The sequence below is a fragment of the Pedobacter alpinus genome, assembly GCF_042684645.1.
GTDB classification, from domain to species: domain Bacteria; phylum Bacteroidota; class Bacteroidia; order Sphingobacteriales; family Sphingobacteriaceae; genus Pseudopedobacter; species Pseudopedobacter alpinus.
Genome location: NZ_JBHULV010000028.1, coordinates 127,885 through 146,509 on the forward strand (window position 1 = coordinate 127,885; position 18,625 = coordinate 146,509).

At 32.5% G+C, this 18,625-nt stretch carries 13 protein-coding genes and 1 tRNA gene; 8 read left to right on the forward strand and 6 right to left on the reverse strand.

All coding sequences use genetic code 11. The features are described 5' to 3' along the window. Nucleotides 1–11: 11 nt before the first annotated feature. Together ACFSSE_RS09455 and ACFSSE_RS09460 are read left to right on the forward strand one after the other, a co-directional pair. Nucleotides 12–83, forward strand: a tRNA-Arg gene (locus tag ACFSSE_RS09455). Between the two features lie 73 nt (nucleotides 84–156). Further along, nucleotides 157–1,578 (forward strand): tetratricopeptide repeat protein, encoded by a 1,422-nt coding sequence (locus tag ACFSSE_RS09460; protein WP_379043660.1) that lies wholly within the window; start codon nucleotides 157–159, stop codon nucleotides 1,576–1,578. 286 nt (nucleotides 1,579–1,864) lie between these two features. Here ACFSSE_RS09460 and ACFSSE_RS09465 read toward each other — a convergent pair whose 3' ends face one another. Beyond that, on the reverse strand, nucleotides 1,865–2,686 hold the full coding sequence (locus ACFSSE_RS09465; protein ID WP_379043663.1) for an endonuclease/exonuclease/phosphatase family protein: 822 nt from the start codon (nucleotides 2,684–2,686) through the stop codon (nucleotides 1,865–1,867). A gap of 372 nt (nucleotides 2,687–3,058) precedes the next feature. Beyond that, nucleotides 3,059–3,799 carry a sensor histidine kinase gene (locus ACFSSE_RS09470; RefSeq protein ID WP_379043666.1) on the reverse strand — a complete coding sequence of 247 codons (741 nt, stop codon included), beginning with the start codon at nucleotides 3,797–3,799 and terminating at the stop codon, nucleotides 3,059–3,061. Here ACFSSE_RS09470 and ACFSSE_RS09475 point away from each other — a divergent pair. Next, nucleotides 3,708–4,283 (forward strand): outer membrane beta-barrel protein, encoded by a 576-nt coding sequence (locus tag ACFSSE_RS09475; protein ID WP_379043923.1) that lies wholly within the window; start codon nucleotides 3,708–3,710, stop codon nucleotides 4,281–4,283. The two genes, ACFSSE_RS09470 and ACFSSE_RS09475, sit on opposite strands and share 92 nt — an antisense overlap. Before the next feature lie 291 nt (nucleotides 4,284–4,574). Here ACFSSE_RS09475 and sucD read toward each other — a convergent pair whose 3' ends face one another. From sucD to truA, 3 genes are all read right to left on the reverse strand, one after another. After that, nucleotides 4,575–5,447: a succinate--CoA ligase subunit alpha gene (gene sucD, locus ACFSSE_RS09480; RefSeq protein WP_379043669.1), complete on the reverse strand. Its 873-nt coding sequence runs from the start codon at nucleotides 5,445–5,447 to the stop codon at nucleotides 4,575–4,577. Nucleotides 5,448–5,859: 412 nt separating this feature from the next. Then, nucleotides 5,860–7,650, reverse strand: a complete 1,791-nt coding sequence (locus ACFSSE_RS09485) for an ABC transporter ATP-binding protein (RefSeq protein WP_379043672.1) — start codon at nucleotides 7,648–7,650, stop codon at nucleotides 5,860–5,862. Beyond that, a complete protein-coding gene (gene truA / locus ACFSSE_RS09490; protein ID WP_379043675.1) occupies nucleotides 7,643–8,410 on the reverse strand; it encodes a tRNA pseudouridine(38-40) synthase TruA in 768 nt (255 codons plus the stop codon). Before truA ends, ACFSSE_RS09485 begins: the two co-directional genes overlap by 8 nt. Before the next feature lie 102 nt (nucleotides 8,411–8,512). Here truA and ACFSSE_RS09495 point away from each other — a divergent pair, with 102 nt between their 5' ends. Both ACFSSE_RS09495 and ACFSSE_RS09500 read left to right on the forward strand, forming a co-directional pair. Next, on the forward strand, nucleotides 8,513–8,974 hold the full coding sequence (locus ACFSSE_RS09495) for a DUF4293 domain-containing protein (protein WP_379043678.1): 462 nt from the start codon (nucleotides 8,513–8,515) through the stop codon (nucleotides 8,972–8,974). A 129-nt stretch (nucleotides 8,975–9,103) separates the two neighbouring features. Next, nucleotides 9,104–10,195 carry a T9SS type A sorting domain-containing protein gene (locus ACFSSE_RS09500; RefSeq protein ID WP_379043681.1) on the forward strand — a complete coding sequence of 364 codons (1,092 nt, stop codon included), beginning with the start codon at nucleotides 9,104–9,106 and terminating at the stop codon, nucleotides 10,193–10,195. Between the two features lie 654 nt (nucleotides 10,196–10,849). Here ACFSSE_RS09500 and ACFSSE_RS09505 read toward each other — a convergent pair. Further along, nucleotides 10,850–12,082, reverse strand: a complete 1,233-nt coding sequence (locus ACFSSE_RS09505; protein WP_379043684.1) for a M23 family metallopeptidase — start codon at nucleotides 12,080–12,082, stop codon at nucleotides 10,850–10,852. 519 nt (nucleotides 12,083–12,601) lie between these two features. On the opposite strand from ACFSSE_RS09505, the gene ACFSSE_RS09510 reads away from it, so the two are divergent. The 3 genes from ACFSSE_RS09510 (at nucleotide 12,602) to ACFSSE_RS09520 (ending at nucleotide 18,567) form a co-directional block, all read left to right on the forward strand. Further along, on the forward strand, nucleotides 12,602–15,898 hold the full coding sequence (locus ACFSSE_RS09510; protein WP_379043687.1) for a T9SS type A sorting domain-containing protein: 3,297 nt from the start codon (nucleotides 12,602–12,604) through the stop codon (nucleotides 15,896–15,898). Nucleotides 15,899–16,098: 200 nt separating this feature from the next. After that, nucleotides 16,099–18,045 carry a 30S ribosomal protein S1 gene (gene rpsA / locus ACFSSE_RS09515; protein ID WP_379043690.1) on the forward strand — a complete coding sequence of 649 codons (1,947 nt, stop codon included), beginning with the start codon at nucleotides 16,099–16,101 and terminating at the stop codon, nucleotides 18,043–18,045. Nucleotides 18,046–18,150: 105 nt separating this feature from the next. Then, nucleotides 18,151–18,567, forward strand: a complete 417-nt coding sequence (locus tag ACFSSE_RS09520; protein WP_379043693.1) for a cupin domain-containing protein — start codon at nucleotides 18,151–18,153, stop codon at nucleotides 18,565–18,567. The last annotated feature ends 58 nt before the right edge of the window (nucleotides 18,568–18,625 follow it).

The window sequence follows — 18,625 nt, forward strand, 5'->3', positions numbered from 1 at the left end:
TAAAATATATTGCATCCGTAGTTTAATGGATAGAATGTAAGATTCCGGTTCTTACGGTACAGGTTCGATTCCTGTCGGGTGCACAAATAAATAATTCTGATAATTATCATTATTTTTTGAGCAAAAATTTTGCAAATTGCTTAAAATATTGTCAAATTGATAAAAGGAAGATTCATATCTGCTAAATTTATATTCAAAGTAATTTTTACTTTAAGTATATCATTCCTTCTTTTAAATTCATGCAAAAATAAAACTGAAAAATATTTAGAAAAGGATAAATATTTTAATGATATAATCCACCAAACAATAATTTATAATGCTAAATATGGGAGCAAAAAAAACTATGCTCAATTAGATTCAATAAAAATAAATGACCCAAATATAAATCCTCTTTTTGATTTTTATTATTACAGATTTTTTGCGAGTGAATATTTAGCATTAGGTAAGTTAGATTCTTCTAAATATTATGCTAGAAAATTAATACCCGTATTAAATAACTTAGGGTCAACAGAAAGTTTACCTACACAATATTCACTGGCATATTTTACACTTTCTGATATCTCTTATGCCAAAAAAGAATACCTTGAAGCTTATAAATATCTTTATTTAGCCAAAAATATTTCTAGGGCTAATAATATATCTTTTCGTGAATATAATTACAGAATTGGGATGATTTTATATAATCAGGAAAATTATATTTTAGCCGCCAGAAGTTTTAAAAGGTCTATTTCGTTTGACGTTAAGGATGATGTTTTCGAAAAGCTTTACAGGCATCAAGAAATTTTATCAAATATTGGGTTAAGTTATTATAAAGCTAATCAATTAGACTCGGCAGAATATTGGCATCAAAATGCTTTGAAATTTATAGATAATTTTAAATCATCAGAATATGATAAATCTTTAACAAGAGGCTGCAAAGGCGTTATTATTGGCAACCTAGGTCAGGTTTTTGCTAAAAAAGGGGATTATCCAAAAGCCATAGCTTTGCTTAAAAAGAGTATATCAATAAATGATAAATCTCAAGATTTAGCACACGATGCTTTTTTACAAAAAATACATTTAGCTAGAATTTATTTAACGCTTAGTAATTTTAAAGAGTTAGATTTGATATTAGCAGACACAGAAAATTACCTTAGAAAAAATCCTGCTTTAAAACCAGAATCAGATCTATTAAAAATAAAAGCAGACTATTCAATTAAAAAAGAAGACTTTAAGACGGCTCTAAGTCTTATCAAAAAAGCTGAAAATTTAAAATTTAAACACAACCAACAAGAGGGGAATTTTAATCAAATCAACCTTGTTGAGCAGTTACAAATTCTTGAGAAGGAAACTAAACTTGAACTTTTAAAGAAACAAAATGAAGTTAAAAGCATATACCTTATTGGAACAATAATTTTAACGCTGCTTAGTTTCGTTATTTTAATACTCATTTATAACTATTGGTCAAAATCAAAAAAAACGGTTAAAACCTTAAACACTTTAAATAAAAAAATTAAAGAACAAAGTATGGTAAGTTTACACCACCTTTTAAACCCAAACGAGTTGTTGAAGATGAACCAGATGTTTGTGCAAATGTAGCTCCACCAAATACCAAGGCTGCTGCTACTAATAATATTTTTTTCATAATCTTAATTTTAAAATTTATTTATTTTGCTAGCCATTAACCAATGAGCAGACCAAAGCACAAATTTTTATAGATTTATGTAATAATGCCTTGTTTTGCAGAGAATTATAAATGTTATTTACAATAGGTTTTTTGCGTACTATTTATCGGAATTTGTACTTAAATATATACAAAGTGGGTTTATTTAAGATTTAGAACACCAAATTTATGTCTTTTAAAGATTGTAAGATTCGTGATTTTTTAATCTTCAACTTTTTGATTTGCTTTTTCAACTGCTTCATCTAAAACATCAGGAGCTGGAGTATCTTTTAATTGTTTTTGTTTTAGTTGAGGATGATAAATTAAGTGTGTGAAAATAGGATAATGGTCAGAACCATTAAATTTTAATCTTTCCATCTTAATAAATCCAAAATCAGCAGAACAAAAAATATAATCTAATGGGAAACGTAAAAACCAATGATGGGCAGAAAAAGTACTATAAAACCCTCTTCCTTTTCTTACATCAAGTAATCCACTTGTTTTGGTAAATAAAGATGTTGTACTGCTCCATGCAACGTCATTCAAATCGCCCATAACAATACAAGGTTGGTTACTATCTTTAACCATTAAGGCTACTTTGGCTAATTCTTTATCTTTAGCTGTTGATGTTAATTCTTCACCGGGCACTGGAGGTTCTGGGTGTAGGCCCCAAAGTTTTACTTCTGTATTGTCTTTTAAAACAACTTTACAATAAATAGAAGGGACGTCGTTTTTTACTAAAAAGTTTATCTCTTTATCTCTAATTTCTAATTTGCTGTAAAACAGCATTCCATAAGTATTATCTTGAGGCACTTCAATATGGTAAGGAAACTCTTCTTTTAAAGATTTTACTTTATCCATCCAAATATGGTCAGTCTCTAAAAGTAAAACAACATCTGGTTTGTAGGTTGCTATTTGATTTAGGAGAATATCATAAGTGGTGTTATCCTGTAACACGTTAGCATTAATAATTTTCAATTCTCTTTGGCTATTGGTACTTTTAACATCCTTAACTTCCTTTTTTGTTAAAACAGTGTAAGGCACAATTTTTATGGTGAGGTATAAAAAACAAATGATGTTTAAGATTATGGCAACAATATCAATTTTGTTAAAAAAGGAAAAATAGATACCCCACAAAACAATTAATAATAGGCATAATAAGAAATTTTGAAATCGAGAATATTCTAAAGACCTAAATATCCAAAAATCACTTTTAACTAAAGGTAAAACAACAAAAAGAGTGCAGAAGTAGGATAAAATACTTAGGGTTATAAACATATTAAAACAATTGATACAAACAAATGTAGCTTTAAATTATTAAAAGCAAATAGATTTGGATTTTTTGAATAATCAAAAATTTAATTGTTGTTATGTGAATAAAGTTTTTTAACCATCAAGAGTTAACTCTAAACATAATCACAGTAAATGGATAGGTAATTTGATGAAAAAACTAGAACCAGATTCATCGCTTTCAAACCAAATTTCACCGCCATGCTCATCAATAATTCTTTTACAAATATCAAGTCCCATTCCAAAAGATTTTTCCCCTAATGTGCCTTCTTGTTTACTTTTAGTTAAGTCTGTTATTGATTTTTTTGTTGATTTTATACCAATACCTTGATCTTCTATTATAATAATAGCGAAACCATTTTCTGTTTTTAGGTCAATTTCAATAGTTGTGTTACTATTACTAAACTTACTTGCATTAGTTACTAAATTGGTAAAAACTCTTAAAATTTGTTCTCTATTAACATCAACTTTAACATCTGTTTTAAGCAAGTTTAAATTTAGTTTTTGTTGCTTCTCTTCTGTTTTGAACTTAAGCAATTCAAATGCTTGGGTAGTTATTTTATTTAAACTTAAAGATTTTTTTAAAGAGGTATAATTTTGCTGGATATGATTTTCTAATATTTCACTGATAAGAGTAAGCGCATCAGTAGCAGCAGTTTCTGTCATGCTTATCATTTTACGATTTTCTGTGCTAATATCGTATTCTAGCAGTAATAGCTTTGATATTGAGATAATTGAACCTATAGGATTTCTCAGATCATGAGCCACAATTTTAATCAATTTATCTTTTTCTGAGTTTTTTAATCTAAGCTCAAAGTACAAGTATGTTAATGATGACCAAGGCACATCTAACGAAACTGAGACCACTACAAACTTTAATTTAACTGGTTATGCAGATATTCCAATGTCCGCTATGTTCTCTATTCAACCAGGTATTTCTTTACAAGGTAAAGGAGCTAAATATTTTGATAATGGAACAACGCAATTTGAAGACAATGTTTTAGCAATTGAAATACCAGTTAATTTATTAGCAAACATTCCAGTTGGGCCAGGTAAGTTTTATTTAGGTGGTGGACCGTATGCTGGCTTTAATGTTGCAGGACAAAGAAAAGTTACCTCTGGAAATAATACTTCTGAATCTGATTTGACTTTTGGTAATGATGCAGGAGATAATATTAAATCAACAGATTTTGGTGTTAACTTTTTAGCCGGTTATCAATTGAGTTCAGGATTAAACTTTGGAGCAGGTTATGGTTTAGGATTAACTAATTTACGTCCTAACAGCAATAGCGGAACAAACGTTGAACAAAACAACAGAGTTTTATCTTTCACTGTAGGTTTTGCCTTTTAATTTTAAAAATTAAAAATACAATGGAGCTGTCTTAAGAAATTAAGGCAGCTTTTTTTTACCTAAATTTTTATAAAAAATACTTTTCTTTAAAATAAGACTCAACAAAAATTTAAGAAAGTTGACAGAAATTCAAATAACAAACAGGAAGAATTGGCTCTCATCAATAAACGGCTGTTTAGAAATTGAAAGTAGCACAGGAAAGGGCACTTTAATTAAATATATATTTCTGTATAAACGAAAAAAGGCTGGAATAAATCCCAGCCTTTTTAAAATCTCTAAAAAGAAATAAAACTATTTTTTCAGCAGTTTTGCCATTGCAGCTCCAATTTCGGCAGGAGATTCTACAACAGTAATTCCGCATTCTCTCATGATTTTCATTTTAGCAGCAGCAGTATCATCTGCGCCACCAACAATAGCACCAGCATGACCCATTTTACGTCCCGCAGGCGCAGTTTGTCCAGCAATAAAACCAACTACTGGCTTAGTGCCATTTTCTTTAATCCACATAGCAGCTTCTGCTTCCATGCTACCACCAATCTCACCAATCATTACAATACCGTGAGTTTCTGGGTCATTCATTAACAATTCCACAGCTTCTTTAGTTGGTGTGCCAATAATTGGATCGCCACCAATACCAATTGCAGTAGTAATACCTAAACCAGCTTTCACAACTTGGTCAACAGCTTCGTAAGTTAAAGTTCCTGATTTAGAAACAATACCAACATTACCCTTTTTGAAAATAAAACCTGGCATAATACCAATTTTAGCTTCATCTGCAGTAATAATACCTGGGCAGTTAGGACCAATTAAACGGCAATCTCTACCAGAAATATATTCTTTAACCTGTATCATGTCTTTTGTTGGAATACCTTCGGTAATACAAACAATAACTTTAATACCAGCTTCTGCTGCTTCCATAATAGCATCTGCTGCAAAAGCGGGAGGTACAAAAATAATGGAAACATCTGCTCCGGTTTTAGTAACTGCATCTAATACAGTGTTAAAAACTGGTTTGTCTAAATGGGTTTGACCACCTTTTCCTGGCGTTACACCACCTACAACATTGGTTCCGTACTCGATCATTTGGGTAGCATGGTAAGTACCCTCATTTCCGGTGAAACCTTGAACAATAACTTTTGAATCTTTATTTACAAGTACACTCATGGTTAAATTTTATGTATGGCAAAGCTAACAGAATCAACAAGAATGTCAAAAAATTACTCAAAAAAATAGCTATTTTATTTAGTTAACGCCACATTTTTACGCATTTATTACGCTTTTATCAAAAATTATAAAAAGAAGCTATTTTTTGAAAGATGAAAAGGTGCTGTGGTGCAAATCATTTAAGGCAGTCCCGTCTTCCGCTAAATCTTTTTTTGCTATTTGCAATTTAGGCGAGGGCAAAAAAAGGATATCGCTTCAACCGGGTTTATAAACTCAAGCTTGTGCTACCAACAAGTGTAGGCATCACACCAGCGGTAAAAAACTTCTTACTCAAAACAAATCACTAAAAACTAACTAACTAACTAACTAACTAACTAACTAACTAACTAACTAACTAACTAAAAACTAAAAACTAATCTTTTTTAATCCCAGTAGAACCAAATTGCAAATCATATAATCGTTTGTAATACCCGTTTAATTGAAGCAACTCTTGGTGAGTTCCAATTTCCATAATCTCTCCCTTTTCTAAAACAATAATTTTATCAGCGTTTTGAATGGTTGATAAACGGTGAGCTATTACAATTGAAGTTCTTCCCAGCATTAACTTCTCAATAGCTATTTGTATTAAATGTTCTGTTTCGGTATCAACAGATGATGTGGCTTCGTCTAAAACTAATATTTTTGGTTGGTGTACTAAAGCTCTAATAAAAGAAACCAACTGCGCTTGCCCAACAGAAAGTGTAGCGCCGCGTTCTTGTACATTATATTGGTAACCGCCCGGTAAACGCATGATAAAATCATGTGCACCAACGTCTTTTGCAGCTTCAATTATCTGTTCTAAAGTAATTTCTGGGTTTTTTAAACTGATATTATTTTGTATCGTATCAGAAAAAAGAAAAACATCTTGTAAAACGGTTGCAATTTGCGCTCTTAAATAACTGAGTTCAAAATTATTAATGTTAACTCCATCAATACTAACAGCGCCCTTACTAATTTCATAAAAGCGATTCAAAATATTTATGGTAGATGATTTACCTGCTCCAGTTGCGCCAACCAACGCTAAAGTTTCTCCTTCTTTTAAGCTAAAAGAAATATTTTTCAAAATCCACTCACTTTCGCTTGGCATTTCATCAGTTTGTTTATAAGAAAACCATACATTTTTAAACTCAATTTCACCTTTCATTGCTGGCAAAACTGTAGTTCCGTTATTTACAGTTTTCTCATCAGTATCTAAAACTTTAAAAATTCTATCAGCGCCAACCATTCCCATTTGTAAGGTATTAAACTTGTCGGCAAGTTCTCTAATTGGCCTAAAAAGCATATTTATGTACATAATAAAAGAAACCACAACACCCGGAGAAACTTGATTACTTAACATACTTTTAGAACCATACCAAACCAAAAGCCCAATAGATAGTGCCGAAATTAATTCAACAACCGGAAAGAATATTGAATAATACCAATTTGAACGAATATGGGCGTCTCTGTGTTCTGCATTTATGTTATAAAACTTATTGTATTCCTGTTCTTCTCTTGCAAAGTATTGAATAATGCTTACGCCACTAATATGCTCTTGTAAAAAATTATTTAATAAAGCTATTTGCGTTCTCACATCTTGAAATGCAGATTTGATAGCTTCTTTAAATACATACGTTGCTATCATTAAAAACGGCATTGGTATTAAAACCACTAACGTTAGTCGCCAATCTGCATAAAGCATTACCGCAATAATGGTAATTACTTGTAAACTATCGCCAATTATAGAAATTAAACCCTGACTAAAAATATCTGCAATAGATTCCAAATCAGACACAGTACGGGTAATTAACTGACCTATTGGTGTTTTATCGAAATATTTTAAACGTAGTTTTATGATATGATTAAAAATATCAACACGTAAATCTTTAATTACAGATTGCCCTAAAGAATTTGTTAAAAGTGTTTGATAATACTGCACTAAAGTTTGCAAAAGCAAAATTGCAATCATTAACAAAGTCATATTTAATAAGCCGCTGCTATCGCTAAAAAACACATATTTATCTAATGTAAGTTGTACCAAATATGGTCTTGCAGGTGCAAGTGCAGCTAAAGAAAGCGTTAAAAATACCGACCAAAAAAAAACAGACTTATAAGGCTTAGCGTAAACAAAAACCCTTTTTAGTAAACCCCAATCGTAAGTTTTACCGGCAATATTATTAGACATTATTATTTATGTAAGGGTATTTAACTTGGGTTAAAAATAAGCCACAGGCTGGCACAGATGCTCCTGCTGCTGATCTGTTTTGGCTTTGAATAATTTGATGTAAATCTTGTGCTTCAATTTTTCCTTTTCCAACATCAACCAAAGTACCTACAATTGCCCTTACCATATTTCTTAAAAAACGATTTGCTGTAATATGGTAAATTAAACCATTGGGCACAATTTCCCATTCCGATTTTTGGATATGGCAAATATTTGTAAAATTATCAGCGTTTGATTTACAAAAAGCGCCAAAATCTTGGTATTCTTTAATAATATTGGCTGCTTCTTCCATTGCTATTAAATTAAGTTTATCCTTAATTCTCCAGCTAGTATCTGTTTTAAAAGGGTCTTTTTTAAAATGTAAATGATACTGATAAGCTCTTAATGTAGCATCAAACCTTGCATGAGCATCGTTATTTACTTTAATTAATTGCGAAACTGAAATATCAGATGGCAGTAAAGAATTGATGGAACGAATAAACTTCTCTTTATCTGTTTCGCTAAAATCCTGCTCAACATCAAAATGAGCATAAAACTGACTGGCATGTACGCCAGAATCTGTACGTCCGCAGCCCAAAGTTTCAATCTCTTTCCTGAAAAATATATTTAACGATTTATTTAACACCTCTTGCACTGCAATTGCATTAGGTTGCAATTGCCACCCGTGGTAAGCTGTACCTTTATATGCTAATTCAATAAAATACCGACGAGATTTTTGCACTGCACAAATTTATTCATTAATAATTTAACAAAGAATTATTAAGAATGTTGTTTTAACTTTGTAACTAATTTTTAAAGAAAACGTAATTTAAAAACAAAAAAAATGATACAAAGAGTTCAAACTATTTATCTTTTCCTTTCTTCATTAGCAATATATGCTTTATTTCTTTTCCCAATTGTAAATATATTATCTGCCTTTGGCGCAAAAAAAATAATGGTGACGGGTGTTTATGAAATTATAAATAACCAAGTTGCACAAACAGAACCTTTTACTTTATTAACTATTGTAACAGCTGTTTTAGGTTTAATACCTATTGTACTCATATTTTTATTTAAAAACAGAAAACAACAAACCATGTTGGTTTATGGCAATGTTTTTTTAGTAATTGGATTTAGTTTTTGGTTAGCGCAAACTATTAAAGCTGCTGCTGGTAAAGAATTAGAAATTAGCGATTACAGTATTGGTGCTGGGTTAACGTCTGTAGCTATTTTATTTTTGATATTAGCCGCAAAAGGAATTATGCGAGATGAGAAATTGGTAAAAAGTGCGGATAGATTAAGGTAATATTATGTGAATATTAAATCTTAATATGTATGGGTAACAAAATTGTAATTATTCCATAAATAACAATTAATTTTTGATTAATTATCATTAAATCAGTAGGTTTAAGTTTTAAAAACAAAAACATATCACATGAAAAAAATTTTACTTTCTTTATTATTATTTATTCCTTTTGTTGGGTTTAGTCAAATTGTAACATTTTCATTCACAGGAGCTCTCGGAGATGAAACCACTTTTGCACCAAATGCTCAGCCTTCTAATGCTGTAGTATCAAGCATGTCTAGAGGTTCTTCTATCTCGCCTAGTAAAACAGCTAATAAGTTTAATTCATCTAGTTGGCCAACAGCAGGTCTGTCAGCAACTGCTTATTACGAATTCACAATCACTCCAAATGCAAACGTTACATTAAATCTTTCTTCTTTATCTTTATCAGAGAGAAGGTCACTAACTGGAGTTGCGAACTGGGAATTAAGATCAAGTAATGATTCTTATTCGACAACCATTGGTACAGTATTCACAGTTCCAGATAATGATCTTGAAAGAACTGGTCAAACAATTAGCTTACCAGCAACTGCTGCATTTTCTGCCAGAACTACCCCACTAACCTTTAGAATTTATGGTTATAATGCAGAAGGTGGAGCAGGAACATGGAGAATTGATGATGTAGTTTTGAATGGTATTACAACTCTCCCAATCTCTCTAACATCTTTCACAGCAAAAGCAGTTGATGAAACTATCTTAATAAACTGGGCTACAGCATCAGAAAAAAACAATAAATCTTTTGAGGTTTTAAAATCTTATGATGGTAAGTCATTTACTTCTATTGCTACTTTAAACGGTGCTGGCAACTCAGATTCAGAAAAAACTTATTCTTTTGTTGATGAAAACCCTTACGCTGGTGCTAATTATTACAAATTAAAACAAACAGATTTTGATGGTAAAACTGCTGTTTCAGAAATTGTTTCGGCAACAGCTAAAATTGAAGAAGTTAAACTTTCTGCTTTTGCATCAAGTTCTTCAGTTTCTATTAATATTAACTCTCCAAATCAAACTATTGGTACATTATCCTTATTTGATATGACAGGTAGAAAATTAGATTCACAATCTATTTCTTTAACCAAAGGATTCAACGCTGCTAATTTCTCTCAATCTGTAAATAACGGAATTTATTTTATCAATTTAATTGCAGATGGAAAGGTTACAAGTTTGAAATTTGTGAAGTAAACTTAAACAAGAACTTAAAAGCCTGTTCAGAATTAATTTTGAACAGGCTTTTTTTTGCCAAAATTCAACGTGAAATAACAAGAAAAAACTTTTGTTATTTTTAATTTATTTACACGTGTTCTAATACATAGCCATCTGTTTTTTTATCAAAAAAAAATGAATAAAAATATTTAAAATTTTAGCAACGATTTATTATCAGTTTTCGCATAAAAAAGTAATTTATACAAGATTATGTTAGGATGCTTTTCGACATGTTCTGCTGGACATGTAAAAACTTAAACGGAATCAGATTTTTGTTATCCACTTTACTAATCTGAACCACACTCCCCTACCAGTATATCATAATTATTAACACAAAGCAAATTTTCAACTTAAGAGTATTGCGTTATGACGATTTGCAACAGGGATGGTAGGTGAAATTTTGCAAAAATTTGTGCGTAGCACCGTAGCGATAGCGAAGTACCGTACAGCCCGGCTGTTGCCCAAAGAATAAAAAACCTCTCCCTAGCCTCGCCAAAGAAGGATAATAGTAAAGTGTATTAAATTATGAATAAGAAGATACAACTAACCCTATTAACTTCTCTCTACCCTCTCCAAAGACGGACAACTGAAAAGCGTATTAAAAAAGGAATCATTTAATTATAAAATAACAATTTACTTTGCAGCAACCCATCCCCTAACATTATTCTGCTCTAAGTAAACAAAACTGTTTTTAAAACCTAAAACAGCATAATATTCTGTAGGATCAAATTTACCTATGGCTACACCGTCTGCTGCTGGTTTCTCTAATAAATAAGCTGAGCTTGGGTTGGCTGGCCGCTTAATTTTTTTGTTATAAATATTAAGCACTTCGTTTCTACTTACATTGCCTTCTATATCCTGATAAGTTACACTGCTTGTAGAAATTGCCAAAATTTTTACTGGTAATACTTGGTCGTTTTCTGTAAGCATTATCTCTTTACCTAAATATTTACTGTCAGCTTTTAGCTTTCCGGGGACGCTATCCTTTTTAAAAATATAATTTAAAGGATCAATTGCTCCGCTAGAGGTGTAAATACCAAAATGTAAGTGGGGTGATGTAGTCCTAGCATTGCCGGTATTTCCCATCAAACCTAAAACTTCCCCTTTTTTCACCTTTTGTCCTTCACTAACAGTTTGGCTATCTAAATGAGCATAATATATAGATGGACCAGCAAACCCTAAACGTTGCCAAACCACTTTACCGCCTAAATTTGTAATTTGCACTCTGCTAACAACACCGTCTTCTACGGCTATAATTGGAGTTCCTCTTTTATTAAAAATATCTACTCCTTCATGTTTTCTTTCTCCTCCATCTCTATCCATCCCCCAAAAACTTTTAATATCGTTGTTTTTGCCGTTCTTAACCGGAAACCCCAATTTCGGCTGCTCCAAAATCTCTACTATAACATGTTCGTTAATTAATAGTTGTGGTTGTAAGCGTAACAATAAAACTTGGTCTTTATCACTTTCATAAACTAAAATAGTGTCTTTTAAGTGCTTACTTGTAATGTTTTTTCTATTTTCTATCCCTTCAAAAAAATCTAAAAAAACGCCGTTTTTATTAGAGGTAGAAATGCTAATCTTGATTTTCTTGCTTTTCTGATAGGAGATTTGGTAGGCAATAGCAGCAGGAGCTTCTTCTCTGAAAAAGATCTCTTCTTTAAAAGGAAAGCTCAAGCCATTATTGGGGTTGCTTAAAACACTGTCGCCAACCTTCGTCCACTTTTGGCCCATGTTGGTGGTATTTAAACCCGTACTTTTTAATGACTCAACGTAGGATTGATAAGGAGAAATTTTAAATATTGTTTTACACGAGGTAATAAATAAGAGTGATAAAACGATGATATAGCAGATATTTTTAGTCATTTCTGTTTGTTTACTTACTCAATAAGAGTTTTTGTTTAAAATTATTAACGGATATTAGTGTTAACTCAATCACCTTGTCATTGGCGACAATTTTATCAGATGCTTTAAATTAGTTTAAAACTTTACGAATAAAACTTCTTTTTAAGCTTATTTTATTCCATTTCAATAGATAGATTTCACAAAATCCTCCATTAAATCAAAATATACACAAATTGTGCCTAGTAAAAACTGAACTAGCATTTGGTTGCCGACTGTAAATTAAATTTGATTTAGTGGGATGATGTTGGTAACCCGAAATTGACAATAATAAAGTTTTCTAGATAAAAATTTGGTTAAATTCTCACAAGCCGGATATAGGTTTTTATAATATATGGGGCTATCCCACTCGTATTTTACAGCTCCCATTGCGCAGTCAAATCTCAAAACTATTTAATCATTTTGTAAGGCAAATATTACACCTTGTTAACGTTAAATTTTTGTTCAGTAGATATCTTGCTCACAAAAATTTATTTGAGTTATATGAAAAAATTATTACTAGTTTCTATTCTCTGTATCCTGTTTAAATTAGGCTTCTCGCAAAGTTTTACAGCGACTTACAATTTTGGAAGTGTAACATCCTCTTCTGGTCTTACCGACCCAACAACAGTTCCTACCGGCACTAATGTCACTTTCGGTTCATTTACCTCTACTGGGGCATCGGCAAATCCTAATGCAGGTTCAAGGTTTTCTTTTACAGGCTGGCCAACAGGTGCAACAAACGGCTCTAATATTTTCACTGGCGCATTATCGGCTAGCTCTTATTATCAAGTAACCGTTACACCTGCTGCTGGGTATAGTTTAACTGTGGCTGATTTAGCATTTACTTTACAACGATCCGCATCGGGAATTAGGCAGTATGCGGTTAGGTCAAGCATAGATAACTATGCATCCAATTTACCAGCCAGCATAGCTCCCATAAATTCGGATCTTTCTGTAGTAGCCACAAATATTTTTGAGGTTAGTGATGGAACAAGCAGTGCAGAAGAAGGAAGTAAAATTACCTTATCATCCAGCCATGCCGCTGTAAACGGTGCAATAACTTTTAGGTTTTACGGTTTCAATGCTGAAGGAACAGGCGGTACTTTTAGTATAGATAACGTACAGCTGAAGGGAAGTGTAGATTTGATACCTACAAATGGTCCGGTTATTAATGTAACTCCTGCTATTGTTAATCTTAAACCCCAAATTACCAATTCTACATCCGCAACAGAAAGCTTTATTGTTACCGCAAACAACCTTACTAATGATATAAGCGTAAATATTGACCAAAATTTTGAAATCTCTCTAGATAATTCAACGTTTGGCACTGCAAGCTTAAACATTGCCATGGCAGATTTGGGTGGCGGTGCTAATAAAACTGTTTTCGTTCGCCATTTATCAAACGCAGTTCTCGGCAAAAAATCTGGAACAATTACACTTACCAGCACCGGAGCTACAGACAAAACATTAACTCTAAATGCTTACGTAATTAATCCTTTTCAACAAGATTTTAATGAAGCAGATTTTTTAACAAGTTCGGGCTGGACTCAGGTGAACGTATCTGGACCGGCAAATAGCTGGATTTACAGCTCCCAAAATCCTAACTCGGCACCTGGATCGGCAACGATGAATGGTTTTTCTGACACCAATACGCCAAGTAACGACTGGTTAATTTCGCCTGCCTTAAACTTAAACAGCTTTGCCAATTTTCCTGTTTTGCAGTTTTACAGTCGCGAATTTTTTACAGGTCCGGATATTAAACTGATGGTTTCTACCACTTACAACGGTAGCGGAGTGATTAACGAATCTGAGTGGACAGAAATAAATGGAGATTTCCCTACTGCCACTGGAATTTGGAAATTATCATCCAACATTGATCTTAGCGATTATAAATCTGCGTCAACCTACGTTGCTTTTGTTTACAAAACCACTTCTGGCGGTTCAAATAACACTTCCGAATGGAAAATAGATGATTTTAAAATAGAAAATCTGACACAATATGCTAACATTCCCGCAATGTCTTTTGAATTTGAGGAAACAATGGCTTTAGCTTTTTCGGCAAGTAAAAGTTTCATGTTTAAGAGTGCTGGTTATGGCGATGTGAGTGTAACTGCTCCAGCTGATTTTCAGGTTTCTGGAGATAACATTTTATTCCTTTCGTCGATAACCATTAATCAAACAGATGCACTTGCCGGAAAAACTGTTCATTTAAGGTTTGCACCAACAACTCGCAAGTTGAAAACTTCGGGGGTTTTAACATTTACGGCAACCGGATTAATCAATAATACTGTTGGCTTATCTGGCAGTTCGGTTTTAAGATCAGAAACCATAGATATAGCAAGTTATAATCTTGAATTTTTTGGAACTGATGTAAGGGACGCAAGTAATATCGAATTTGGTCCTACAAATGATGCGCTTCAAATAACCAACGTAAGTACAGTTATTCAAAAATTAAATATGGATATTTTGGCAGTGCAAGAAGTATCTGATGATGATGCATTTAACACGTTAAAAACAAATACAGGTTATAGTGGATTGTTAAGCGACCGATGGTCATACTCTTTTAACACTCCGTCTTCTAATTTTCCAGCACAAAAAGTTGGATTTTTATACAATCCTGCAACCACTACTTTAATTAGTAGTGAAGCTTTGTTTGTAACCGAGTTTGATAATGCCAGAGCAAATCAACCTAACAACATTACAAACTATCCGGGCGGAGATGCAAGTTCTTTTTGGTCATCGGGTAGGTTACCATTTATGGCAACTTTTGATGTTACTATTGAGGGCGTTACCAACCGTTACAAAGTGATAGTGCTACACGCAAAATCAGGTTCTGCTACCGCAGATTATAATAGACGAGTGTATGACGTAAATTATCTAAACAACTATTTGAATACAACTTATCCTAATGATAAACTTATAATTTTAGGAGATTTTAATGATAAAGTAGTAGGTTCAATTAGTACCAATCCTACATCAAGTTATAATTCTTTTGTGGCTGATGAAACAAATTACCTAACATTAACAAAAGAAATTAGTCAGGTTGTGGGTGCAGGCACTTTTGTTGGTGGCAGTAATCCAAGTTTTATCGATCATATTATCACTTCGAACGAATTAAAAAGCACTTATGTTTCTAATAGCACCATGGTAGAAGATGCTCGAAATTACATTTCTTCTTATTCTACCAATACATCAGATCATTTGCCTGTTTACGCCCGCTTTACACCTATTTATGATGCAACCTTGCCAATTATTCTCAACTTATTTGATGCCAAAGGCTTAGGAAATAAAGTTGAGTTAAAATGGAGCACACTTTCTGAGACGAAAAACAGCCATTTTGAGATTCAGCGATCTTCGGACGGAAAAAACTTTGTAGTGTTAGGAAAATTGAAAGGTGCAGGGACTTCTAAAGACCTACAAAATTATCAGTTTACAGATTATTTGCCTTTTAAAGGCATTAACTATTACCGCCTAAAACAAGTTGATTTTGATGGAAATGCGAGTTATTCTTCGCCTAAAGCACTAAATATAATCAGTGGTAAAAATCCAACATTGTTTACAGTTTATCCAAATCCAGTTGAAGATCAACTCAACATTATATGGAATAGCACTACCACCTTTAACCTAAACTTTAAAATAATGGGAACAGATGGTAGGGTTTGGTTAACAAGCTCAGGAAGTTTAGAAACAATTAGTACGGAAATAAACCAAAAGCTATACTCGTTAAATGCTGGAATTTACATTTTAGAGATAACTGCAGATGGGAAAACTCAGCAACAAAAATTGATTAAACAATAATACCTTGGCGAGTGAAATATTTTTAAAATATAATTAGTGCTTGTAAGAAGATATTTTCACACTTCTTGACAGCACTAATTTGTTAAACACTCAACTAATTCACTATCAATAATAATAGCCAAAAAAAATACTTTTAATTCAAAATATATATTCATACCTTTGCAGTCCCCAAAGCGGGAAAAAAGGAGATAAACTAATTAATGGCAAAAAAACAAGTAGCAGAGAAGGAGTTAGAAGCTAAACAAGCTGAACTTCAAGACACTGAAAAAAAAGTAAAAGAGGTATATGAGTCAGAAGCTGATTCATTATCTATTGATGACATTAAATCATCATCAAAAATCGCTGATCCTAATGATTTTGATTGGGATGCTGACGAAAAAATGTTTGGTAACTACAGCAAAGCTGACCGTGAAAAAATGGAAGAAATGTACTCAGGTACTTTCAATTCTGTTACCAAAGGAGAAATCATCTCTGGTGTTGTTGTAACTATCAACAGTAAAGATGTGGTATTAAATATCGGATTCAAATCTGACGGTTTAGTAGCAGTAAACGAATTCCGCGATATGCCTGATTTGAAAAAAGGTGATACCGTTGATGTTTTCGTAGAACAAAGAGAAGATGAAAATGGACAATTAGTTTTATCTCGTAAAAGAGCAAAAACTCAACGTTCATGGGAAATGATTAATGAAGCTTTAGAAAATGATACAATCATTAATGGTTTTGTAAAAAGCCGTACTAAAGGTGGATTAATTGTAGATATTATTGGTGTTGAAGCTTTCCTTCCAGGATCTCAAATAGACATTAAGCCAATTAGAGATTACGATGTTTACGTTGGTAAAACAATGGAATTCAAAGTTGTTAAAATCAACCACGAATTTAAAAATGTTGTAGTATCTCACAAAGTTTTAATTGAAGACGATTTAGAATCACAAAAAGTTGAAATCGTTTCTAAATTAGAAAAAGGACAAGTATTAGAAGGAACTGTTAAAAACATTACGGATTTTGGTGTATTCATTGATTTAGGTGGTGTTGATGGTTTATTACACATTACTGATATTTCTTGGGGACGTATTGAGCATCCAAGAGAAGTATTGTCTTTAGATGAAAAAGTAAATGTTGTTGTTCTTGACTTTGATGATGAGAAAAAACGTATTGCTTTAGGTTTAAAACAACTTTCTGCTCATCCTTGGGAATCTTTAGATACTGAATTAGCTATCGGAACTAAAGTAAAAGGTAAAATTGTTACTGTTGCTGATTATGGTGCTTTCTTAGAAATTATCCCAGGAGTAGAAGGATTAATCCACGTTTCTGAAATGTCTTGGTCTCAAAACTTGCGTAACCCACAAGAGTTTATGAAAACTGGCGACGAAGTTGAAGCTATAGTTTTAACTTTAGACAGAGACGAACGCAAAATGTCATTAGGTATTAAGCAATTAACTCCAGATCCATGGGAGAAAGCTGCTGAAAGATACCCAATCGGAAGCAAGCACAAAGCTGCAGTTAAAAACATGACTAACTTTGGTGTTTTTGTTGAGATTGAAGAAGGAATTGATGGTTTAATCCACATTTCTGATCTTTCTTGGTCTAAAAAAGTAAACCACCCTAACGAGTTCACTAAAGTTGGTGAAGAATTAGATACAGTTGTTTTAGAATTAGACGTTGAAAACCGCAAATTAAGTTTAGGTCATAAACAATTAGAAGAAAACCCTTGGGAAACTTTTGAAACTATCTTCACATTGGATTCTATCCACGAAGGTACAGTTACTAAAGTAACAGATAAAGGTGCTATAATTGCTTTACCTTACGGTGTTGAAGGATTTGTTCCATCTAAACACTTAGCTAAACAAGACGGTACAACTTTAAAAGCAGAAGAAGCTGCTGAATTTAAAATTATCGAATTCAACAAAGATTCAAAACGTATCGTTGTATCTCATGCTCGTATATGGGAAGAAGCTAAAGCTGAGGAAGTTGCAGAAGAAAGAGCTACTAAGAAAAAAGAAGCTACCGCTGCAAACGCATCAGTTAAAAAAGTTAAAGATTCTGTAGAGAAATCTACTTTAGGAGATTTAGATGTATTATCTCAACTTAAAGATAAGTTAGAAGGTGATGCTTTAAAAGCTGCTAAGAAAAAAGTAGAAGGTAAATAATTAGCTTTTAAATATTTAAAGGGCAGTAAAATTAATTTTACTGCCCTTTTTTTTGTACCAAAAATTACAGCCATTTTTGAATTAAAACTTTAAACCTTAAAACAAATGAAAAAAATTTTAAACACTTTATTTTTGCTAAGCTTTATGCTACCAGCATTTACGCAAGAAAATAAGCAATTAATAACGGTTACTAAAATTGCAGAAAGCACCCAAAGCTGGAACGGAGAAAAGCTACCATCCTACCCAACCGGGCAACCAAAAATAACCGTCTTAAAATACATCATTCCGCCGCATACCGTACTTGCATTACATAAACATTTGGTTATTAATGCTGGTGTTGTACTAAAAGGTACATTAACTGTAGTTGACGATAAAGAAAATAAATTAGAGCTAAAAACTGGTGATAGTTTAATAGAGTTAGTAAACACTTTCCACTATGGAGAAAACAAAGGAGATGACCCCGTAGAAATTATGGTTTTTTACGCTGGTGTTGAAGGAATGGAGAATACTGTTAAGAAATAATGATGTTGAATTTATAGCCCTTTGTTTGATTATTAATTTCATCCTTAAAAAGGCAACC

What these genes read in the sequence shown, in the direction of transcription:
- sucD (WP_379043669.1), bottom strand. Translation starts at nt 5,447, where the DNA reads ATGAGTGTACTTGTAAATAAAGATTCAAAAGTTATTGTTCAAGGTTTC.
- ACFSSE_RS09485 (WP_379043672.1), bottom strand. Translation starts at nt 7,650, where the DNA reads ATGTCTAATAATATTGCCGGTAAAACTTACGATTGGGGTTTACTAAAA.
- ACFSSE_RS09495 (WP_379043678.1), top strand. Translation starts at nt 8,513, where the DNA reads ATGATACAAAGAGTTCAAACTATTTATCTTTTCCTTTCTTCATTAGCA.
- ACFSSE_RS09500 (WP_379043681.1), top strand. Translation starts at nt 9,104, where the DNA reads ATGAAAAAAATTTTACTTTCTTTATTATTATTTATTCCTTTTGTTGGG.
- ACFSSE_RS09505 (WP_379043684.1), bottom strand. Translation starts at nt 12,082, where the DNA reads ATGACTAAAAATATCTGCTATATCATCGTTTTATCACTCTTATTTATT.
- ACFSSE_RS09510 (WP_379043687.1), top strand. Translation starts at nt 12,602, where the DNA reads ATGAAAAAATTATTACTAGTTTCTATTCTCTGTATCCTGTTTAAATTA.
- rpsA (WP_379043690.1), top strand. Translation starts at nt 16,099, where the DNA reads ATGGCAAAAAAACAAGTAGCAGAGAAGGAGTTAGAAGCTAAACAAGCT.
- ACFSSE_RS09520 (WP_379043693.1), top strand. Translation starts at nt 18,151, where the DNA reads ATGAAAAAAATTTTAAACACTTTATTTTTGCTAAGCTTTATGCTACCA.